This is a genomic window from Pontibacter cellulosilyticus, from assembly GCF_014306105.1.
Classification (GTDB): Bacteria; Bacteroidota; Bacteroidia; order Cytophagales; family Hymenobacteraceae; genus Pontibacter; species Pontibacter cellulosilyticus.
Genome location: NZ_JACRVF010000001.1, coordinates 1,126,692 through 1,142,577 on the forward strand (window position 1 = coordinate 1,126,692; position 15,886 = coordinate 1,142,577).

Sequence of the window (15,886 nt, forward strand, 5' to 3'; positions counted from 1 at the left end):
CTTTATATTTATACTTGTGATTCTCAATTTAAGGTAAGCACCAGATCGTCCGTATTTACCAGTGATCCCTCGGACAGGTGAACAGCACCTACCTGGGTATCCTCTGAGGCTGTGATCGTTGTTTCCATCTTCATGGCCTCTATAATGAACAGTGGCGTGTTCTTTTTTACCTGCTGCTCTTTCTCTACCAGTATTTTGGAAAGCATACCCTGCAGCGGTGCACCTACATGCTTTGGATTGGCCTTGTCTACTTTCTGGTGCTGCACCCGCTCTACTTTCACAGAGTTATCACGCACCTCAATATTACGTGTTTGCCCGTTCAGCTTAAAGAAAATTGTGCGCATACCGTCCTCGTTCACTGGCCCCATCGACTGAAACTTGATCACGATTGATTTACCGCGCGCAATGTCAATAATAGCTTCTTCGCCCGGCTGCATGCCATAGAAGAACAGACGTGTCGGAATTTTGGAGACATCGCCATACATTTCGTAGTGCTTATTGTAGTCTTCGTATACCTTCGGGTAGAGCTGATACGACAGGAACTCCAGGAAACTGCACTCTTTGCCAAACTTCTCCTTGAAGTCCTCAAACTCTTTGTCAAAATCAATTGGCTCCAGGTGCTCATTTGGCCTGTCGGTAAACGGCTTCTCGTTTTTCAGCACAATGTCTTGTATTTTCTTCGGAAACCCTCCCACCGGTTGTCCTAAGTTGCCTTTAAAGAACGACTGCACCGAGTCAGGGAACGAAATCTGGTCGCCTCGTTCCAGCACATCAACCGGCGTCAGGTTATTGGAAACTAAGTATAAAGCCATGTCGCCTACCACTTTGGAGCTTGGCGTTACCTTCACAATATCACCGAACATAGCGTTTACTTCTGCATAGGTCTCTTTAATAGTTTCCCACTTATCACCCAATCCAAGCGCATTTGCCTGCGGACGTAGGTTAGAGTATTGCCCTCCCGGAATTTCATGGTGGTATACTTCGGCTGTACCAGCTTTAAGCCCAGACTCGAACGGATAGTAATACTCCCGAACTGTTTCCCAGTAGTTGGAATGGCGGTTCAGGCTGGTCTGGTCAAATTCACGGTGGCGCTCATGGAAACGCATCATCTCCACAACAGAGTTAAAGTTAGGCTGCGAGGTTAATCCCGACATAGAACCCAAGGCCACATCTATTACGTCAACGCCCGCCTCAATAGCTTTAAGGTAAGTTGATGACTGAATAGAGGCAGTATCGTGTGTGTGCAGGTGAATCGGAATTTTAACAGTGTCGCGTAAAGCTTCTACCAGCACAGTAGCAGCATAAGGTTTCAGCAGGCCAGCCATATCTTTAATAGCCAGTATGTGCGCGCCGGAGTCTTCTATCTGCTTCGCTAACTGCAGGTAGTACTCTAGCGTATACTTTGTTTTAGACGGATCCAGAATGTCGCCAGTATAGCACATGGCCACCTCTGCCAGGCCTTTAGTGCGTTTGCGTACATAGTTGATGCAAGGCTCCATACTCTTCATCCAGTTCAGGGAATCGAAGATACGGAATATATCCACACCTGTCTCCCAAGACTTCTCTACAAATGCCTCGATCAGGTTATCAGGATAAGCCTTATACCCTACTCCGTTAGAGCCCCTTATCAGCATCTGCAGAAGTATGTTTGGTACGGCTTTTCTGATCTGAGCCAGACGGTCCCAAGGATCTTCGTGCAGGAAGCGCAGGCACACGTCAAATGTAGCGCCGCCCCATACTTCCATACTAAAGGTCTGCGGATGGTCTTTGGCAAAACCTTCAGCAATTTTCAGCATATCGAAGGTACGCATGCGGGTTGCCAACAGAGACTGATGTGCGTCCCGGAAGGTTGTATCGGTGTAGTGAATCAACGGGTCGTTGCGCAGCCATTTAGAAAATTCGTCAGGCCCCAGTTCCGTTAGCAGGTCTTTCGTTCCTTTCTCGTAAGGTTGTCGCAGACGCTGCCCAAAAAAGTCTGGTTTACGCAGCACTTTGTCTTTATCTGGCTTCTTTACATCCGGGTTACCGTTCACAATCACATTGCCCAAGAAGGTGAGCATCTTCGTAGCCCTGTCCCTCATTTGCCTGAATACAAACAACTCCGAATGGGTTTTGATAAAATCTACGGTATACTCGCCGGAGATAAACTCTGGGTGGTTGATGATGTTCTGCAGGAACTGGATGTTCTGCTTTACGCCACGAATTCGAAATTCATCCAGCGTACGCGACATTTTCATGGCGGCGTGGCGCAAAGTAGGTGCATGGGCCGATACTTTTACCAGAAGCGAATCGAAGAACGGGCTAATCTTGGCACCCTGGTACACACTGCCCTGATCCAGACGGATACCGAAACCACCTGCGCTACGGTAGGCTATCACGGTACCGTAATCTGGTTTAAAGTCGTTTTCGGGGTCTTCGGTAGTAATGCGGCACTGAATGGCTACACCATTGGCTCTTACCCTGTGCTGCGGCCCCAGCAGCACCTCTTCGTGGTCCAGCGGGTATCCATCGGCAATAAATATCTGTGTCTTAATCAGGTCAATGCCCGTGATCATCTCTGTTACCGTGTGCTCTACCTGGATGCGCGGGTTAACTTCGATAAAGAAGATATTATTAGTATGCGGCTCCACCAAAAACTCCACCGTGCCTACGTTGTTGTAGTTTACGGCTTTACAAATGCGGATGGCGTAATCATAAAGCTTTTGCTTTATCTCTTCGTTCAGGGTAATGGCAGGTGCCACCTCCACTACTTTCTGAAATCGACGCTGCACCGAACAGTCGCGCTCGAACAGGTGAGTTATGTTACCATAGCTGTCAGCTACAATCTGCACCTCAATGTGCTTGGGGTTCTCCACATACTTCTCCAGGAAAAGTGTGTCGTCGCCGAATGCTTTCTTTGCTTCATTCTTTGCCTCAAAAAAGCCTTTCTCCAGTTGCTCATCATCCCGGATCACACGCATGCCACGGCCTCCACCTCCGGCAGCGGCCTTCAACATTAAAGGGTATCCGATACGGTGTGCCTCTTCAAGGGCTGTTTCATAAGTGTTCAGGTCCAGATCATTGCTTTGAATAATTGGCACTTCACAGCTTTGTGCTACCTTTTTTGCGGCAATTTTATCACCCAACGATGCCATTACCTTAGGTTTGGGGCCTATAAAGATAATTCCGTTGTCGGCACATTTTTGGGAAAAGTGCTGGTTTTCAGACAAGAAGCCATAGCCAGGGTGTATGGCATCTACTCCGTTTTCTATGGCAATTTTGATGATGCCATCTATATCAAGGTAAGGTTGCAGTGGCTGGTTGTCTTTACCAATCTGGTAAGCTTCGTCGGCTTTGTAGCGGTGCAGCGAGTAACGGTCTTCATACGTGTAGATGGCTACTGTCTGGATGTTTAGCTCTGTACATGCACGCAACACACGTATTGCGATCTCGCCACGGTTCGCAACAAGTACTTTTTTAATTTTCATATAAGGTGAGATGTCGTAAAAGTGTTAACCATTGATGCAAAAGAATCTGCCACCGCTGCTTAAGAACAAGCGTGCAGATAATGATACTCTTGTAAAAACATTGATCGTTGGAGATTCAAATATTAAATATGCCAGATTTTATACCTTAGCTGCTGATAATACCGGATTTTATGGCAGAAGGTTATAGTGTTATTACGGTTACCGCAGCAGCATAGATAAAAGAAAAGTATAAGGTAAAAACTACAGCTACTTTGAGTAAGCCGCCATGCGAATAAGCAATGATTAATTCCATTTCTACCTTAGGTAATAGCTGCTTTATAAAAAATGAAAGTGGAATGGAAGATTCACAACAGAAGAACTTATACTATTTTATTTTACATACAGCCGCACCTCAGTTGCACATCATGAAACAAATTCATTGTGCACCGGTTGATTCAGAAATAGCAGGCTATGTCATTAAAAGAAAAAAATATACTTGTGGTAGGCGCCTCTTCGGGCATCGGCTTAACTGTTAGCCAAGCCTTAACAAGCGCCGGAGCAAAGGTAATTACCGCTTCCAGGCACATATCTGAAGAGCTAAAGCAGCTCAACACACAGCACATTACCTTAGATGTTTTACAGCTGGACAATGAACTACAGGAGCAGTTACCGAACGAACTGCATGGACTGATTTACTGCCCCGGCAGTATCAGGCTAAAGCCCTTTGAACGCCTGCCCCTGGAGGATTTCCGCAAGGACCTTGAGTTGAATGTGCTCGGAGCAGTGCAAGTGCTTAAGGCTACTGTTCCTCTACTTAAAAAAGCAGAAGGGGCTAGTGTTGTGCTTTTTAGCACAGTAGCAGCCAAGTTAGGTATGCCGTTTCATACCTCTATTGCAACGGCCAAAGCCGCTGTAGAAGGCCTTACCATATCATTAGCTGCAGAGTATGCTTCATCCAACATCCGCTTTAATGCCTTGTCGCTTTCGCTAACTGATACGCCACTTGCCAGTCAGCTGCTGAACACTCCTGAAAAAACGGAAGCTGCCGCTAAACGCCACCCTTTGCACCGCGTAGGCAAGCCAGAGGATGCCGCTGAAGCAGCACTTTATCTACTTAGCGATGCCTCCTCCTGGATGACAGGACAAGTACTCCACCTGGATGGCGGCATGAGCTCAATAAAACTCCTGTAGTATAATCTATACTTTTCCAACTGTACTTGAAATCACTCACTATTTTCTGGTTTCGCCGCGACCTGCGCCTGCACGATAACGCTGGCTTTTACCACGCTCTGCAGCAGGATTATCCTGTACTGCCGCTTTTTATATTCGATACCGATATACTGAGTAAGCTCCCTGATCGTGACGATGCCCGCGTCAGCTTCATCCATAAAACCATAGTTAAGCTACAGGAAGATTTGCAGGATTTCGGAAGCACGTTACTGGTAAAGTATGGACGCCCTCTAGAAATTTTTAAAGAGTTGCTGCAAGAGTACCAGGTGCAGGCTGTATATACTAACCGTGACTATGAACCGTATGCCAGCCAGCGCGACAAGGCAATTTATGAAATGCTGCAGGGGCAGGGTATACCCTACAAGTCGTTTAAAGACCAGGTAATTTTTGAACGGGACGAGATCATGACCAGATCCGGCAGTCCGTATAAAATATACACGCCTTATAAAAATACCTGGAAGAGTACCTTTAAAAAGGAGATGGTGCAGCCATATACTACCCAAAAGCACTTTGGCAACCTTTACAAAGATGTTTCCAGCCATATTCCTTCTTTGCAGGAGATGGGTTTTGTTTCCTCTAATATACCTACACCCGAGCCTAAATTAGCTTCGGAGCTACTGCAGCAGTACGCGCAAAAGCGCGACCTTCCTGCACAGGACGCTACCTCACGTATAGGGCCGCACTTGCGCTTTGGAACTGTTAGTGTGCGGGAAGCAGTAGCGCTGGCTCTACAGCACAGCAACATTTGGCTGCAGGAACTCATTTGGCGCGAATTCTTCATGCAATTGCTCTACCACTACCCCGAAACTGCAGAAGAAAGCTTTTACCCTAAGTTTAGATCCATTAACTGGCGCAACAACGAAGAAGAGTTTTACCGCTGGTGCGAGGGCAAAACTGGTTTCCCGTTGGTTGATGCCGGTATGCGCGAGCTTAATACCACCGGCTTTATGCATAACCGGGTGCGGATGGTTGTGGCTAGTTTTCTGGTAAAGGACCTGTTGATAGACTGGCGCTGGGGCGAGCTATACTTTGCCCAAAAGCTACTGGATTATGAACAGGCCAGTAACATCGGCAACTGGCAATGGGCTGCTGGCACCGGCGCTGATGCCCAGCCATACTTCCGGGTTTTTAACCCTGACAGTCAGATCAAGAAGTTTGACAAGGCCTATGCCTATATAAAAAAATGGGTACCGGAATATGGCACAGCGGCTTACCACAAGCCAATGGTAGACCACAGTTTAGCCCGCGACAGGGCCATTGCAGCCTACAAGAAAGCCATTTCCGAGGCCACAGCTGTTTAGATTGCCGTATGCCACCTGGCCCATAAGTATAAACATGTACCAGGCTAAAGAGTATAAATGCGCTGTTTTTTCTCAATTATAGCCGCAGCTGTGTATCTTTGGCTGATGCCCCGTACATTTAGGATACTGCCATTTATACTTCTGATTTTACTGCCTTTCATTACAAAGGCTGGAAGTATACCTATGCCACCTGATACCACTGTAACCGAAGTTAACCGGAGCAGGTTGTACTTGTTAAGTGGCGGTTTTGCGGCAGGCTATTCTGCCATGCTGATTTCCTTGAATAAGGCTTGGTATGCAGAGCAGGAGCGAACAGATTTCCATTTTTTTAACGACAACAGCCAGTGGAAGCAGGTAGACAAAGTAGGTCATTTCTGGGGGGCATTCCATCAGAGCCGCGCAGGTATAGATTTGCTGCGATGGGCAGGAGTGCCGGATAAAAAAGCCATACTTTATGGCGGCCTTACCGGTATTATACTTCAGACCCCAATCGAGATTTTTGACGGCTACCAAGCTGATTACGGTGCATCTGTAGGCGACATAATAGCCAATACAGTAGGATCTGCTGCCGTTGTAGCCCAAGAACTGGCCTGGCAGGAAGTGCGAATCATGCCTAAATATTCGTTTCACACTACACGCTTCGCCGATGTGCGACCTAATGTACTGGGCAGCACACTAAGCGAACAGGCGCTGAAAGATTACAACGGACAAACCTACTGGCTGTCTGTAAATGTAGGTGACTTCCTGAAAGAGGAAAATAAATATCCTAAATGGCTAAGTATAGCGGTTGGTTACGGTGCTGAAGAAATAGTGTACAACAGCAGCAGCGGTAACCGAGCAGCTGGTTTTGATGCGCACCGACAGTTTTACCTAAGCCCCGACCTCAATCTGATGCACTTTAAGGGCAACAGCAAAGTATGGAACACAGCCCTCTATGTACTTAGCATCATCAAAATACCAGCCCCTGCCCTTGAGTATAACCGGAAAGATGGTTTTAAAGTACATCCGCTATACTTCTAAAGCCGCCTCCCCTCATTAAAGATTCGTATCTTTGCTTTACAGGATCGTGCAGCTACACGTAAGGCATCCCGATCAATGAATATCGATAAACGAACAACGAAAATATGAACGTAGGAGACAGAGTGCGTCTGATGTCGGGCCGTGAGGAAGGCATTATTACCCGCATTTTAGATAATAATATAGTAGAAGTTGCCATCGACAATGATTTTACCATACCGGTGGCTCGCCGAGAGGTAGTGGTAATTGCGGCAGAAGAAGCAAAGTATCTTAAAACAGAGGACGCTGAGTTTAAGCCCATCTCTAAAAAAGAGCCTGTAGCGCCTGTGTTTGCCACACAAGGTATTTACCTGGCGCTGGTGCATCAGTCGGAGGAGTTATTGGCTGTTACAGTCATAAATAATTCAGATTACGATCTGCTTTTTACAGCCGGCGAAGAGCGTGACAATAAATACCGCGGTCTGCAGAACGATAAACTGGCTCCCAAGGCAACACGCGTAATCTCGCACTACCACCTCAAGGATTTCGAGAAATGGCCAAGTTTGCTGATTCAGTTCATGCAGCACCGCAATGGCAGCCCTACCCTCTTCGAGCCTGTTACCAAGCGTGTGCAGTTCAGGGCAAATTCATTTTACAAGAGCAAGAAAACAGCGCCTGTTATTAACAAAGAGGCTTACCTGTTCCACCTCGACCAGAAACCTGTTTCTGTAGATACGGATAAGATTAAGGAGCAATTGGCAGAGGCAACGGAGCAGCACCCCAATTTTAAGCTGACTGCCCCCGAGCACGAAGTGGACCTGCACATCGAAAAGCTGACAGAAGATTACAGCGGCATGAGCAACAGCGCCATGCTAAAGCTACAGTTGGAGCGCTTTCAGGATTCCTTGGACCGTGCACTGGCGACCAACATGCACGAGATAGTTTTTATACATGGTGCCGGCAACGGTGTATTGCGCAAAGAAATCCAGAAAATACTTAGCCGCACACCTGGCATCAAATATTTTGAGGATGCCCGAAAAGAGAAATTCGGTTTCGGTGCCACCTTAGTAAGACTTAAATAAGTTCTGAGTCACGAGCTCCGAATTACGAGCAGAGTATAAATGAGTGAGATTTATAACTCAAACTCTGAACCCGGAACTAAAATCCGAACCCCTGGTTCAGATTTACTGTTATCTTTGCAAGTATAAATTTTAACAGCAAGCCATCTTATCGCCGCGAATTTATTCGGGGAGGAAAGTCCGGGCAACGCAGAGCATCCTACTTCCTAACGGGAAGGGGCTGTTTTGGAGACGAAACAGCTACAGCAAGTGCCACAGAAAATTACCGCCTGCAGCATGCAGGTAAGGGTGAAAAGGTGCGGTAAGAGCGCACCAGCGGCTGGGTGACCATTCCGGCTGGGTAAACCTTAGGAGTTGAAAGACCAAATAGGCTGGCAGCGCCTCGCTTCGGCGGGGCTAAGGGCTGCTCGTCCGATGTCAGTGGGTAGGTCGATGGAGCCTGTGCGCGAGTGCAGGCCTAGATAAATGATAAGACGCACGCCTCCGGGCGTAGCGACAGAACCCGGCTTACAGGCTTGCTGTTAAAATTTATACTTCTCTTCTCTTCTTTGTTAACCTCCCCTATCAGTTACATGATGCTATAAACAAAATTGCATTTTCATTCGCAACCTCTTACTTAACATAATAATAGCACTTCAGATATAAAACACTTTCATTCGGAACTGCCTGTCGTCTTGCTTATCTTTGCAGCACAAAAACTATACTTTAAGTATGCTTGACCTTACCCTTTACGACCCGTTCGAGAAAATGCAGTTTACCGATACCAACTGCTTTCTGTGCGGTACCAGCATTACTACCGAACACCGTGCACCTGTGTTTGGTGAGTGGCTTCAGCGTAAGTATAACCTTGAAAACAAAGAGCTTTTACTCTTAGACAAAAGCGTTACCACCTTTAGCCAACTGAGCATCCCCTGCTGCGATCGTTGCCACACCCATTACCTGCTGCCATTAGAGGCAGAAGTGGAACAAGCTGCAGCAGCTGGTATCGCTGGTATTCAGGCGCTGGACCGCCAGAAACTATTCCAGTGGATAGGCAAGATGTATTACGGTACGCTAGTTACAGAGCTGATAAAAGAGACAGATCCGCTTATCATGCCGCAATACGCTGTTAGCGAAGATCCTAAAATGCTGGGTAAGTTCCGTTCGTTCTTCCAGGTTTTGCAGTCGTTGCGAGTGCCTATGGTGTTTTCAGATTTTCTGCCTTGCTCCTTTTTTATACTTGAGGTAAACCCTGAGCAAGATGAATTGCCTTTCGAGTATCAGGACGAATTGACTACCATGGTCTTTAGCATAAAGCTTGGCTCGGTGGCTATCATCTGTACATTGCTAGATAATGGGATTATAGAGCGTGCATTGGGTAAGTTAGAACAAGTTGCAAATGGGCACCAGCTTCACCCTATACAACTGGCTGAGTTTAAAGCGAGAGTGTTTTATGCGGCCTATATCTTTAATGTGGTACCAGAGTATTTTATAAGGCCACAAAAAGCAGAAGATGATCATCTTGTGTTAGACACGCTAATAGATGATGTAACAAATGAGATTTTCAACCCCTGGGACATGACAGCCTATGCCCATATGCTGGAGGAGATGCTAAAACCATGGGGGATACGGGAGTCTGAGATTCTAAAAGATCCGAAACAACCGCTTAGCTTTATATTGACGGAAGACAATACCTTTAAACTGGTTGAGAAAGTATAAGTATAAAAGTAAAGGCTGGAGAATTCTCCAGCCTTTACTTTTATACTTGAAGTATGTTTATTCAATAATAAAGCTTACATCAACCTGACTGGTTATAACCACCTCACCTCCGGCAATAGAAGGTCCGCCTCCCATATCTGCCGCTGCAGATTCCTGCATGGCCATTTTATACAGTGGTCTTGGGCCGCCTCCCGAAGTTGTTTCGTTTATAGCATATACACGGCCTACTTTAGCGCCTAGTTCATTGGTAAGTAATGTTGCCTTCTGTTTTGCATTTGCTACTGCTTTTTTACGAGCCTCAGCTTTATACTTTTCCATGTCACTAACTTGAAAATGGATACCATCCACACGGTTTGCTCCAACTTCATACAAGCCAGACAGTAATTCGTCATACTTATCCAGTTTCTTTATTTTTACAGTCATGGTTTTGATAGCCATGTACATATCAGGAGTGGTAATACCATACTCGCCTCTGCTATACACTGGCTGAACAGTTACAAAAGACGTCTGTATATCCTTTGCATCCACACCATTTTTCTTAAGGTAGTTTATGATAGCAGCAGCCTTTTTGTCTGTTTCTTTACGTGCAGCATCAAGGGTCTTTTCTCTTGTTTCCACTCCTAAACTAACCAGTACTTCAGTGGGTTGTACTTTAACCTCACCTACTCCGGTAACACTAACGAGTGGGGGTAATAATTGCTGTTGCGCCTGTACCTTAAATGTTATAAGCATCAGGGTCAAAAGCGCGATAAGATTTGCTCTTTTCATAATTCTCTAGTTTTAAGTGACAACGTATAGTAGCATATAAAATTTATGCTACAACTATATAGAATAAAGCTAATCAAATCTTATACCACAATATATCTAAGGCTCTAAAACAATAATGCCCCTGGCATAACTACACCAAAGGCATTACCTTATTCAAGGGCAAAAGCCCTGTTTAAGATACTGTATATTCATCGTCGGAGATATAATTAGCCAACAGCACGGCCCCGACTGTAATAGCACCTGCAGTAAGTACAAGTTGCGTTGTTGTCATACGCTTGGCTGCTTTCAGAATGATATTACCCAGATCATGCATCAGGTCAGGCAGTTTATCCGGCCTACCCTGTATCACATGCAAAGCAGACTCGACAGTTTTTGACATATCGTGCGGCTGCAGTAAAGTGAGTATCCCTTCGTCTCCACTCTTGGTCTTTTTAGAGGTGTTATCCTTATTCTCTTGATTTTGTTTGTCCTTATTCTCAGCGTTTGTATTATCCATAGTTTTAATCTATTAGTTAGGAATTTATTGCTTTACAAAAGTATACGAATGTTCGCAGTTAAAGGCTTATTTAGCTCACCGGCGTACCTCCATACTGTACAACCAGTTCTGTCATGCGTTTCTCCAAACTGTCCGAGTTTAACATCATGCTTGCTGGAAACCCTACCTTCAATTCATCAATTTCCAACGTCTCAGACTCGTGGCTATAATTGTACTTCCCAGATACTCCTTTTTCGTTAAAACTTCCGCTGTTGGAGTTTAACGAAAGGCCCATCTGTTTAAGCCTGCTCTTCATTTCTTCGAAAGCTTCTGGTTTTACACCGGCATATTGAATTCTTTTACTCATCCTTTATTTGCTTATTAGCCTTTAAACATGTTTTTAATCTAACGTAAGAACGTTTTATAAGTTGAAATATACAATACAAGTGCATTCGGTAATTTTTTCAAATTGATTTTCAGCAACTTTTGTTATTCAACACAAAAATCTACACAACAGCCCTTGCAGATAAAAAAACACCCGCTATATTTGCACCACAATCAGACAGAACGGCCCGTTCGTCTAGGGGTTAGGACGCCAGATTTTCATTCTGGTAACAGGGGTTCGATTCCCCTACGGGCTACTGAAAGGGAAAAGTGATCCTTCGCGTCTCTTTTCCCTTTTTCTTTTTGCGCCAAAAACCGCTCCATCTCCTTGTAAAAGGCGAAAAAGCCGTTCACCCTCGGAGTTCGATAACCCTCCGCTTCACGGTTAAAATACACCCTTCCGGAAATATCATCGCTTGCAGTTGTTTTCTTGACTGCAAATTTGCTTTAATTAATGGTTGTGAGATAGTCAGGCATTTCTAAGCCTATCTTAATGAACTCATTTGGGTTCGATAACGCTGGCGCGCACTTTTCAAGATTTTGCTCAATTTCCAGCAATTCTGTCTTCAGGTCTGAACTGAACTATGTGAAAAGTTCTTTCTCTATCTTGCCGAAAGCATAAAGCCGCTCGAACCTGTCTAATTTCTTTTTGGGTTCGGTATGCTGGTTCTCCAATCTCTTTTCTTCGCTGCGACTATTTTTGTTAGTTTTTACTAGGTCTCTTCCATGATCTCGGCAAGCTTCGGCAGACACTTAGCATCAACCACTAGTTCCTCCAAATGCACCTCCTGCAGGGCAGAGTTCACTTATAAGTGAAGTTGCCAGCCACTAGGGTATCGTGGCTGGCAAACTTGTGTTAATGGCGCTCGCGGGTTTCGTAGGTAAACTCGGTGCGTTCGGTGTAACCACGGTCAAAGGTTTTCGTAGAGACGGACGGATAACCTGCCTTAGCGTACTCATACACCATGCTGTAGGAGTTTGTGGTGTTGCGCACTTCTTCCCCGGTGGCCCTTACCACTGTTTCCACACAGGTCAGGATGTTGTTCACAGAGAGGCTCGCACCCGGAAGGTCGGATGTGATGTAGCGCGGTACCGATAGGTTCTGCAAGGTGTTCAGTGGCAGCTTACCCTCGTCGTAGGTATAGTTGTTCTCGCCCAGTTTCTTACCGTCCGGCCTGCTTTTCACTAACCTGACAATGTTCTCGCCATCGTAGGTGTAGGTAAATGTTGCCAAATGCGTTTGCTGGCTGTTTGCAATATTATAGATTTTGGTTTCGGTCATAAGCCCCTGCGCATCGTAGCTGTTTACATAGTGATGCTCGGTTAGCACAACACCGTTCTCGCTGTAGGTCCGCACCTGCTTCACTAAGTTCTTGTTGTCGTAGCTTAAGTCCCAGCGCTTGCCCCAGTTGTGCTGCATCGAGATCAGCCTGCCCAGCTCGTCGTAATACAGGTTAATGAGAATATCGCCAATCCCGTGCGGCATTGTTCCGGAGATCATCGCCAGCTGGCCGTTGTCGTTGTAGGTGTAGTACAGGTCGGTTACGGTCTGTTTCGTCGGCTCGGTCCATACGGCGCGTTGGCGGATCAGGCGGTGCGTCCACTGCTTGTTGGTGGTGGCTTCACGGGCGGCGCGTTTGGCGCTTGCTTCAGCGCTTGCAGTGATTAGGCTCACTTCTTCTTTTTGCTCACATGCGTTCAGCAGCAGCAGGGCCAGCAGGCCGAAAATCAATTGTTTCATGCTTGGTTTTTATAGTAATATTCAACTTTCGGAATATATTACGACAAAACTATAAAATTGAACGATATTTACAATTAAAAGGAATTTATATAGAAAAAATAGGTTCGCTTCCTCTATTATTTACCACATTAAAAAAGCCGCTCCACTTGACATGGAGCAGCTTTTTCGGTTCGATAATTTATCCCCACAGGTTTTTTATGTGGACTAAATAACCTATCTGACATCCCTCTACTTATCAAGCACTTTCAGCTTCCCTCCCCCTGCTTTACATCATCATTACGTATACTTTTGCTTTTTCTAATAGCCTTCTGCTTGTCTGCTTTCCCAAACCGGTAGTCAAGTGTTACACGCACTGCACGGTTGTAATTGCTGATAAGCACCACTTTCTCGTAGGCAATCGGACTAATTGGTGTTGATGTAACTTCTGCATCACCACGCATGCGCATGTTTGCTCTGAACGGATTATCAAAGGTTAAGCTAAGACCGCCGCGCTTATCAAACATCTCTTTTTTGAAGGCAAGGCTATGAAAGGAGAATGGTGCATAGCTACCCAACAGTTGCACGTTTCGGGAGTTGCGCACCCAGTTAGCCTGTGCGCTGAAGCCCTTGGCGAAAATATAGGAAGAGTACAAGTTCAGGTTATTTATCCAGCCGCTGTTGCTGTTGTAGGTGCTTTGCAAGGACATGTGGTAAAGGTTCAGGCTGCCGCCAAGCGTCCAGCTTTTCATAGGTTTAGTGGAGCCTGTGAGACTGATGCCATAGCTTTCTTTTCGGGCTATGTTCCGGAAGGTGAGTGTCACCACGTCCTGCGCATCGATGTTAGCCAACGCTTCAATGGCATTGTCTGTGAAGCGACTGTACAATGTAGCACTTAGCGAAGTAGTTTTTAAGTACGTACTGTACCCAATCTCCAGCAGGTTAGTCAGCTCCGGCTTCAGGTCCGGATTTCCCTGCAGTACGGTGTTCGAGGTCTGCTCCATACGGTAGGGGTTCAGGTAGTAAAGCGATGGGCGCTGAATACGCTGCGTGAAGTTTGCCTTATAGGTATGCTTCTCTTTGTGCGTATAGGCAAGCGCCAAACTGGGCGTGATGTTATCATAGTCGCTCGTGAATCCAGCACCTTGTGAGGCAATGTCGGCTTGGATATCTGTATACTCATAACGACCTCCCAACTTTACCTGCAGCTGTTGAAAGGCGGTAAAGCCATATGTCAGGTAAGCGGCGTAAACGTCCTGCCCATATCGCATCTCATCAACAATGTCTGCTCCCGCTCCTGAAAGAAGATCAGTGCTTCTGTAAAAGGCATCACTCCTTACTTTCCGAAGTATAGACTTTGCACCTACCTCCAACAGTGATTTGTTATCAAACGGCTGCACGTAATCTACCTGGAACGTCAGTTCCTTATTGCTTCCTTCGTTCGTGTTGCGCTTCAGCAAGTATGGCTCTTCTCCATCGTTCGCATAACGTTGCCTGATGGTATTGTCAGCATTGGCCACAGAATACAGTGCAAGTATGGATAACTCCTGTTGCGGCTTACTGAAGGTGCGCGTAAAGTCTAGGTTATAATCTGTGGAGAGCCGTAGGCTTTTGGACCTGATGGCATTGTTAAAGTCCTGCAGTACCTTGTTGTCTCTAACCATACTTACCTCCTGGTCGTTCTTCTGCAATGTGTTGGCACCACTTACACGCACACTACCAAGAATTGTGCTTTTAGGTGTCAGGCTGTAATCAAACTCTAATTGGCTGTTTATAAAGGCGCCGTTAAAGTCCATACTGCCACCCTGAATGCTCGTGGAATTTGCGGTGGGCACAAAGGTAGTGTTGGTTAGGGAGCTGTTGCTTGTAAAGTGATTCACACCAAGCCTACCGTTCAGACCCAGGTTACCCCGCCGTACACTAAGACTGCCGTTGCCATTGTTAGCACGCGTACCCCCTGTGATGGCAGCACTTCCATTTATACCCTGACCTCCCTCCTTTTTGGTAATAATATTGATGATCCCGGCTGTACCCTCTGCATCATAGCGGGAAGATGGACTAGTGATCACTTCCACAGCCTTAATCATGTCGGCAGGGATTTGTTTTAGTGCCTCGGACAGGTTTCCTGCCAGAATAGCTGAAGGTTTATTGTTGATGAGTACCTGCACATTGGCACTGCCGCGCAACTGCACATTGCCATCCGGATCCACAGACAACGACGGAACTTTCTGTAGTAAATCCGCAGCCGTGCCTCCCGCATTTGAAATGTCTTTGTCTGCATTATATACAGTACGATCCACCTTCTCTTCCACCAATGGTCTCTCTCCTACTATTTTCACTTCACGCAGTGCCTTTGCGTCTGGGGTAAGTGTAATGTTACCGACATCAATAACTTCATCTTTGCCCGTGATCGTAAGTACCGGAGAAAAGGTGGGTGTGTACCCCAGAAAATTCACTTTCAGTTTATACTTTCCCGCCGTGACTTTGCTGATGGTGAAACGCCCTTTTTCATCGGACATGGCCCCGTTTACTGGCTTTCTGGTGTCATCTTCAAGCAAAGCAATGGTAGCAAAGGCAACAGGTGCTTTTGTTTCGGCGTCAGTCACTATGCCGCTTATTTTACTGCTGCCTTGCTGTGCAACTTTACTACTTTCTTGCTGCTGTGCCTGTACAGGCTGTAGCGTCACCCTAAGTATTAAGCTCAGGCTCATCATTAAAAAAGTTAGGTTCTTCTTCATAGAATTCGGCTTTAAATATGACCGAAGCTATCAAGACCGGGTACAGGAAAGTAA

12 protein-coding genes, 1 tRNA gene and 1 other RNA gene are annotated in these 15,886 nt (G+C 46.1%); 8 read left to right on the forward strand and 6 right to left on the reverse strand.

Annotated elements, in window-relative coordinates; genetic code table 11:
• Positions 1 to 23: 23 nt before the first annotated feature.
• Positions 24 to 3,467 (reverse strand): pyruvate carboxylase, encoded by a 3,444-nt coding sequence (locus H8S84_RS04940; protein ID WP_187066137.1) that lies wholly within the window; start codon positions 3,465 to 3,467, stop codon positions 24 to 26.
• A 34-nt stretch (positions 3,468 to 3,501) separates the two neighbouring features.
• Between H8S84_RS04940 and H8S84_RS19970 the strand changes: the two genes are divergently transcribed.
• The 7 genes from H8S84_RS19970 to H8S84_RS04970 all read left to right on the forward strand — a co-directional run bounded on the left by H8S84_RS19970 (position 3,502) and on the right by H8S84_RS04970 (position 9,750).
• Complete coding sequence (locus tag H8S84_RS19970) at positions 3,502 to 3,654, forward strand: hypothetical protein (protein WP_222621572.1); 153 nt, start codon at positions 3,502 to 3,504, stop codon at positions 3,652 to 3,654.
• Between the two features lie 263 nt (positions 3,655 to 3,917).
• Positions 3,918 to 4,637: an SDR family NAD(P)-dependent oxidoreductase gene (locus H8S84_RS04945; RefSeq protein ID WP_187066138.1), complete on the forward strand. Its 720-nt coding sequence runs from the start codon at positions 3,918 to 3,920 to the stop codon at positions 4,635 to 4,637.
• A gap of 26 nt (positions 4,638 to 4,663) precedes the next feature.
• Positions 4,664 to 5,977, forward strand: coding sequence for a cryptochrome/photolyase family protein (locus H8S84_RS04950; protein ID WP_187066139.1), 1,314 nt, complete (start codon positions 4,664 to 4,666; stop codon positions 5,975 to 5,977).
• A gap of 183 nt (positions 5,978 to 6,160) precedes the next feature.
• The gene (locus H8S84_RS04955) at positions 6,161 to 6,997 is read left to right on the forward strand and encodes a DUF2279 domain-containing protein (RefSeq protein ID WP_230407042.1); all 837 of its coding nucleotides are present in this window, start codon (positions 6,161 to 6,163) and stop codon (positions 6,995 to 6,997) included.
• A 104-nt stretch (positions 6,998 to 7,101) separates the two neighbouring features.
• Positions 7,102 to 8,055, forward strand: coding sequence for a Smr/MutS family protein (locus H8S84_RS04960; RefSeq protein WP_187066141.1), 954 nt, complete (start codon positions 7,102 to 7,104; stop codon positions 8,053 to 8,055).
• Positions 8,056 to 8,187: 132 nt separating this feature from the next.
• An RNA gene (rnpB, locus tag H8S84_RS04965) (RNase P RNA component class A) lies at positions 8,188 to 8,578 on the forward strand.
• Between the two features lie 185 nt (positions 8,579 to 8,763).
• On the forward strand, positions 8,764 to 9,750 hold the full coding sequence (locus H8S84_RS04970; protein WP_187066142.1) for a hypothetical protein: 987 nt from the start codon (positions 8,764 to 8,766) through the stop codon (positions 9,748 to 9,750).
• 57 nt (positions 9,751 to 9,807) lie between these two features.
• On the opposite strand, the gene H8S84_RS04975 is transcribed toward H8S84_RS04970, so the two are convergent.
• The 3 genes from H8S84_RS04975 to H8S84_RS04985 all read right to left on the reverse strand — a co-directional run bounded on the left by H8S84_RS04975 (position 9,808) and on the right by H8S84_RS04985 (position 11,360).
• On the reverse strand, positions 9,808 to 10,518 hold the full coding sequence (locus H8S84_RS04975; protein ID WP_187066143.1) for an SIMPL domain-containing protein: 711 nt from the start codon (positions 10,516 to 10,518) through the stop codon (positions 9,808 to 9,810).
• A gap of 172 nt (positions 10,519 to 10,690) precedes the next feature.
• Positions 10,691 to 11,014: a hypothetical protein gene (locus H8S84_RS04980; RefSeq protein ID WP_187066144.1), complete on the reverse strand. Its 324-nt coding sequence runs from the start codon at positions 11,012 to 11,014 to the stop codon at positions 10,691 to 10,693.
• 70 nt (positions 11,015 to 11,084) lie between these two features.
• Positions 11,085 to 11,360, reverse strand: coding sequence for a hypothetical protein (locus H8S84_RS04985; RefSeq protein WP_187066145.1), 276 nt, complete (start codon positions 11,358 to 11,360; stop codon positions 11,085 to 11,087).
• A 202-nt stretch (positions 11,361 to 11,562) separates the two neighbouring features.
• Between H8S84_RS04985 and H8S84_RS04990 the strand changes: the two genes are divergently transcribed.
• Positions 11,563 to 11,634: transfer RNA gene (locus H8S84_RS04990), tRNA-Glu, on the forward strand.
• A gap of 599 nt (positions 11,635 to 12,233) precedes the next feature.
• On the opposite strand, the gene H8S84_RS04995 is transcribed toward H8S84_RS04990, so the two are convergent.
• Positions 12,234 to 13,118: a hypothetical protein gene (locus tag H8S84_RS04995; protein WP_187066146.1), complete on the reverse strand. Its 885-nt coding sequence runs from the start codon at positions 13,116 to 13,118 to the stop codon at positions 12,234 to 12,236.
• Positions 13,119 to 13,363: 245 nt separating this feature from the next.
• Positions 13,364 to 15,832 (reverse strand): TonB-dependent receptor domain-containing protein, encoded by a 2,469-nt coding sequence (locus H8S84_RS05000; protein WP_187066147.1) that lies wholly within the window; start codon positions 15,830 to 15,832, stop codon positions 13,364 to 13,366.
• Positions 15,833 to 15,886: the final 54 nt, after the last annotated feature.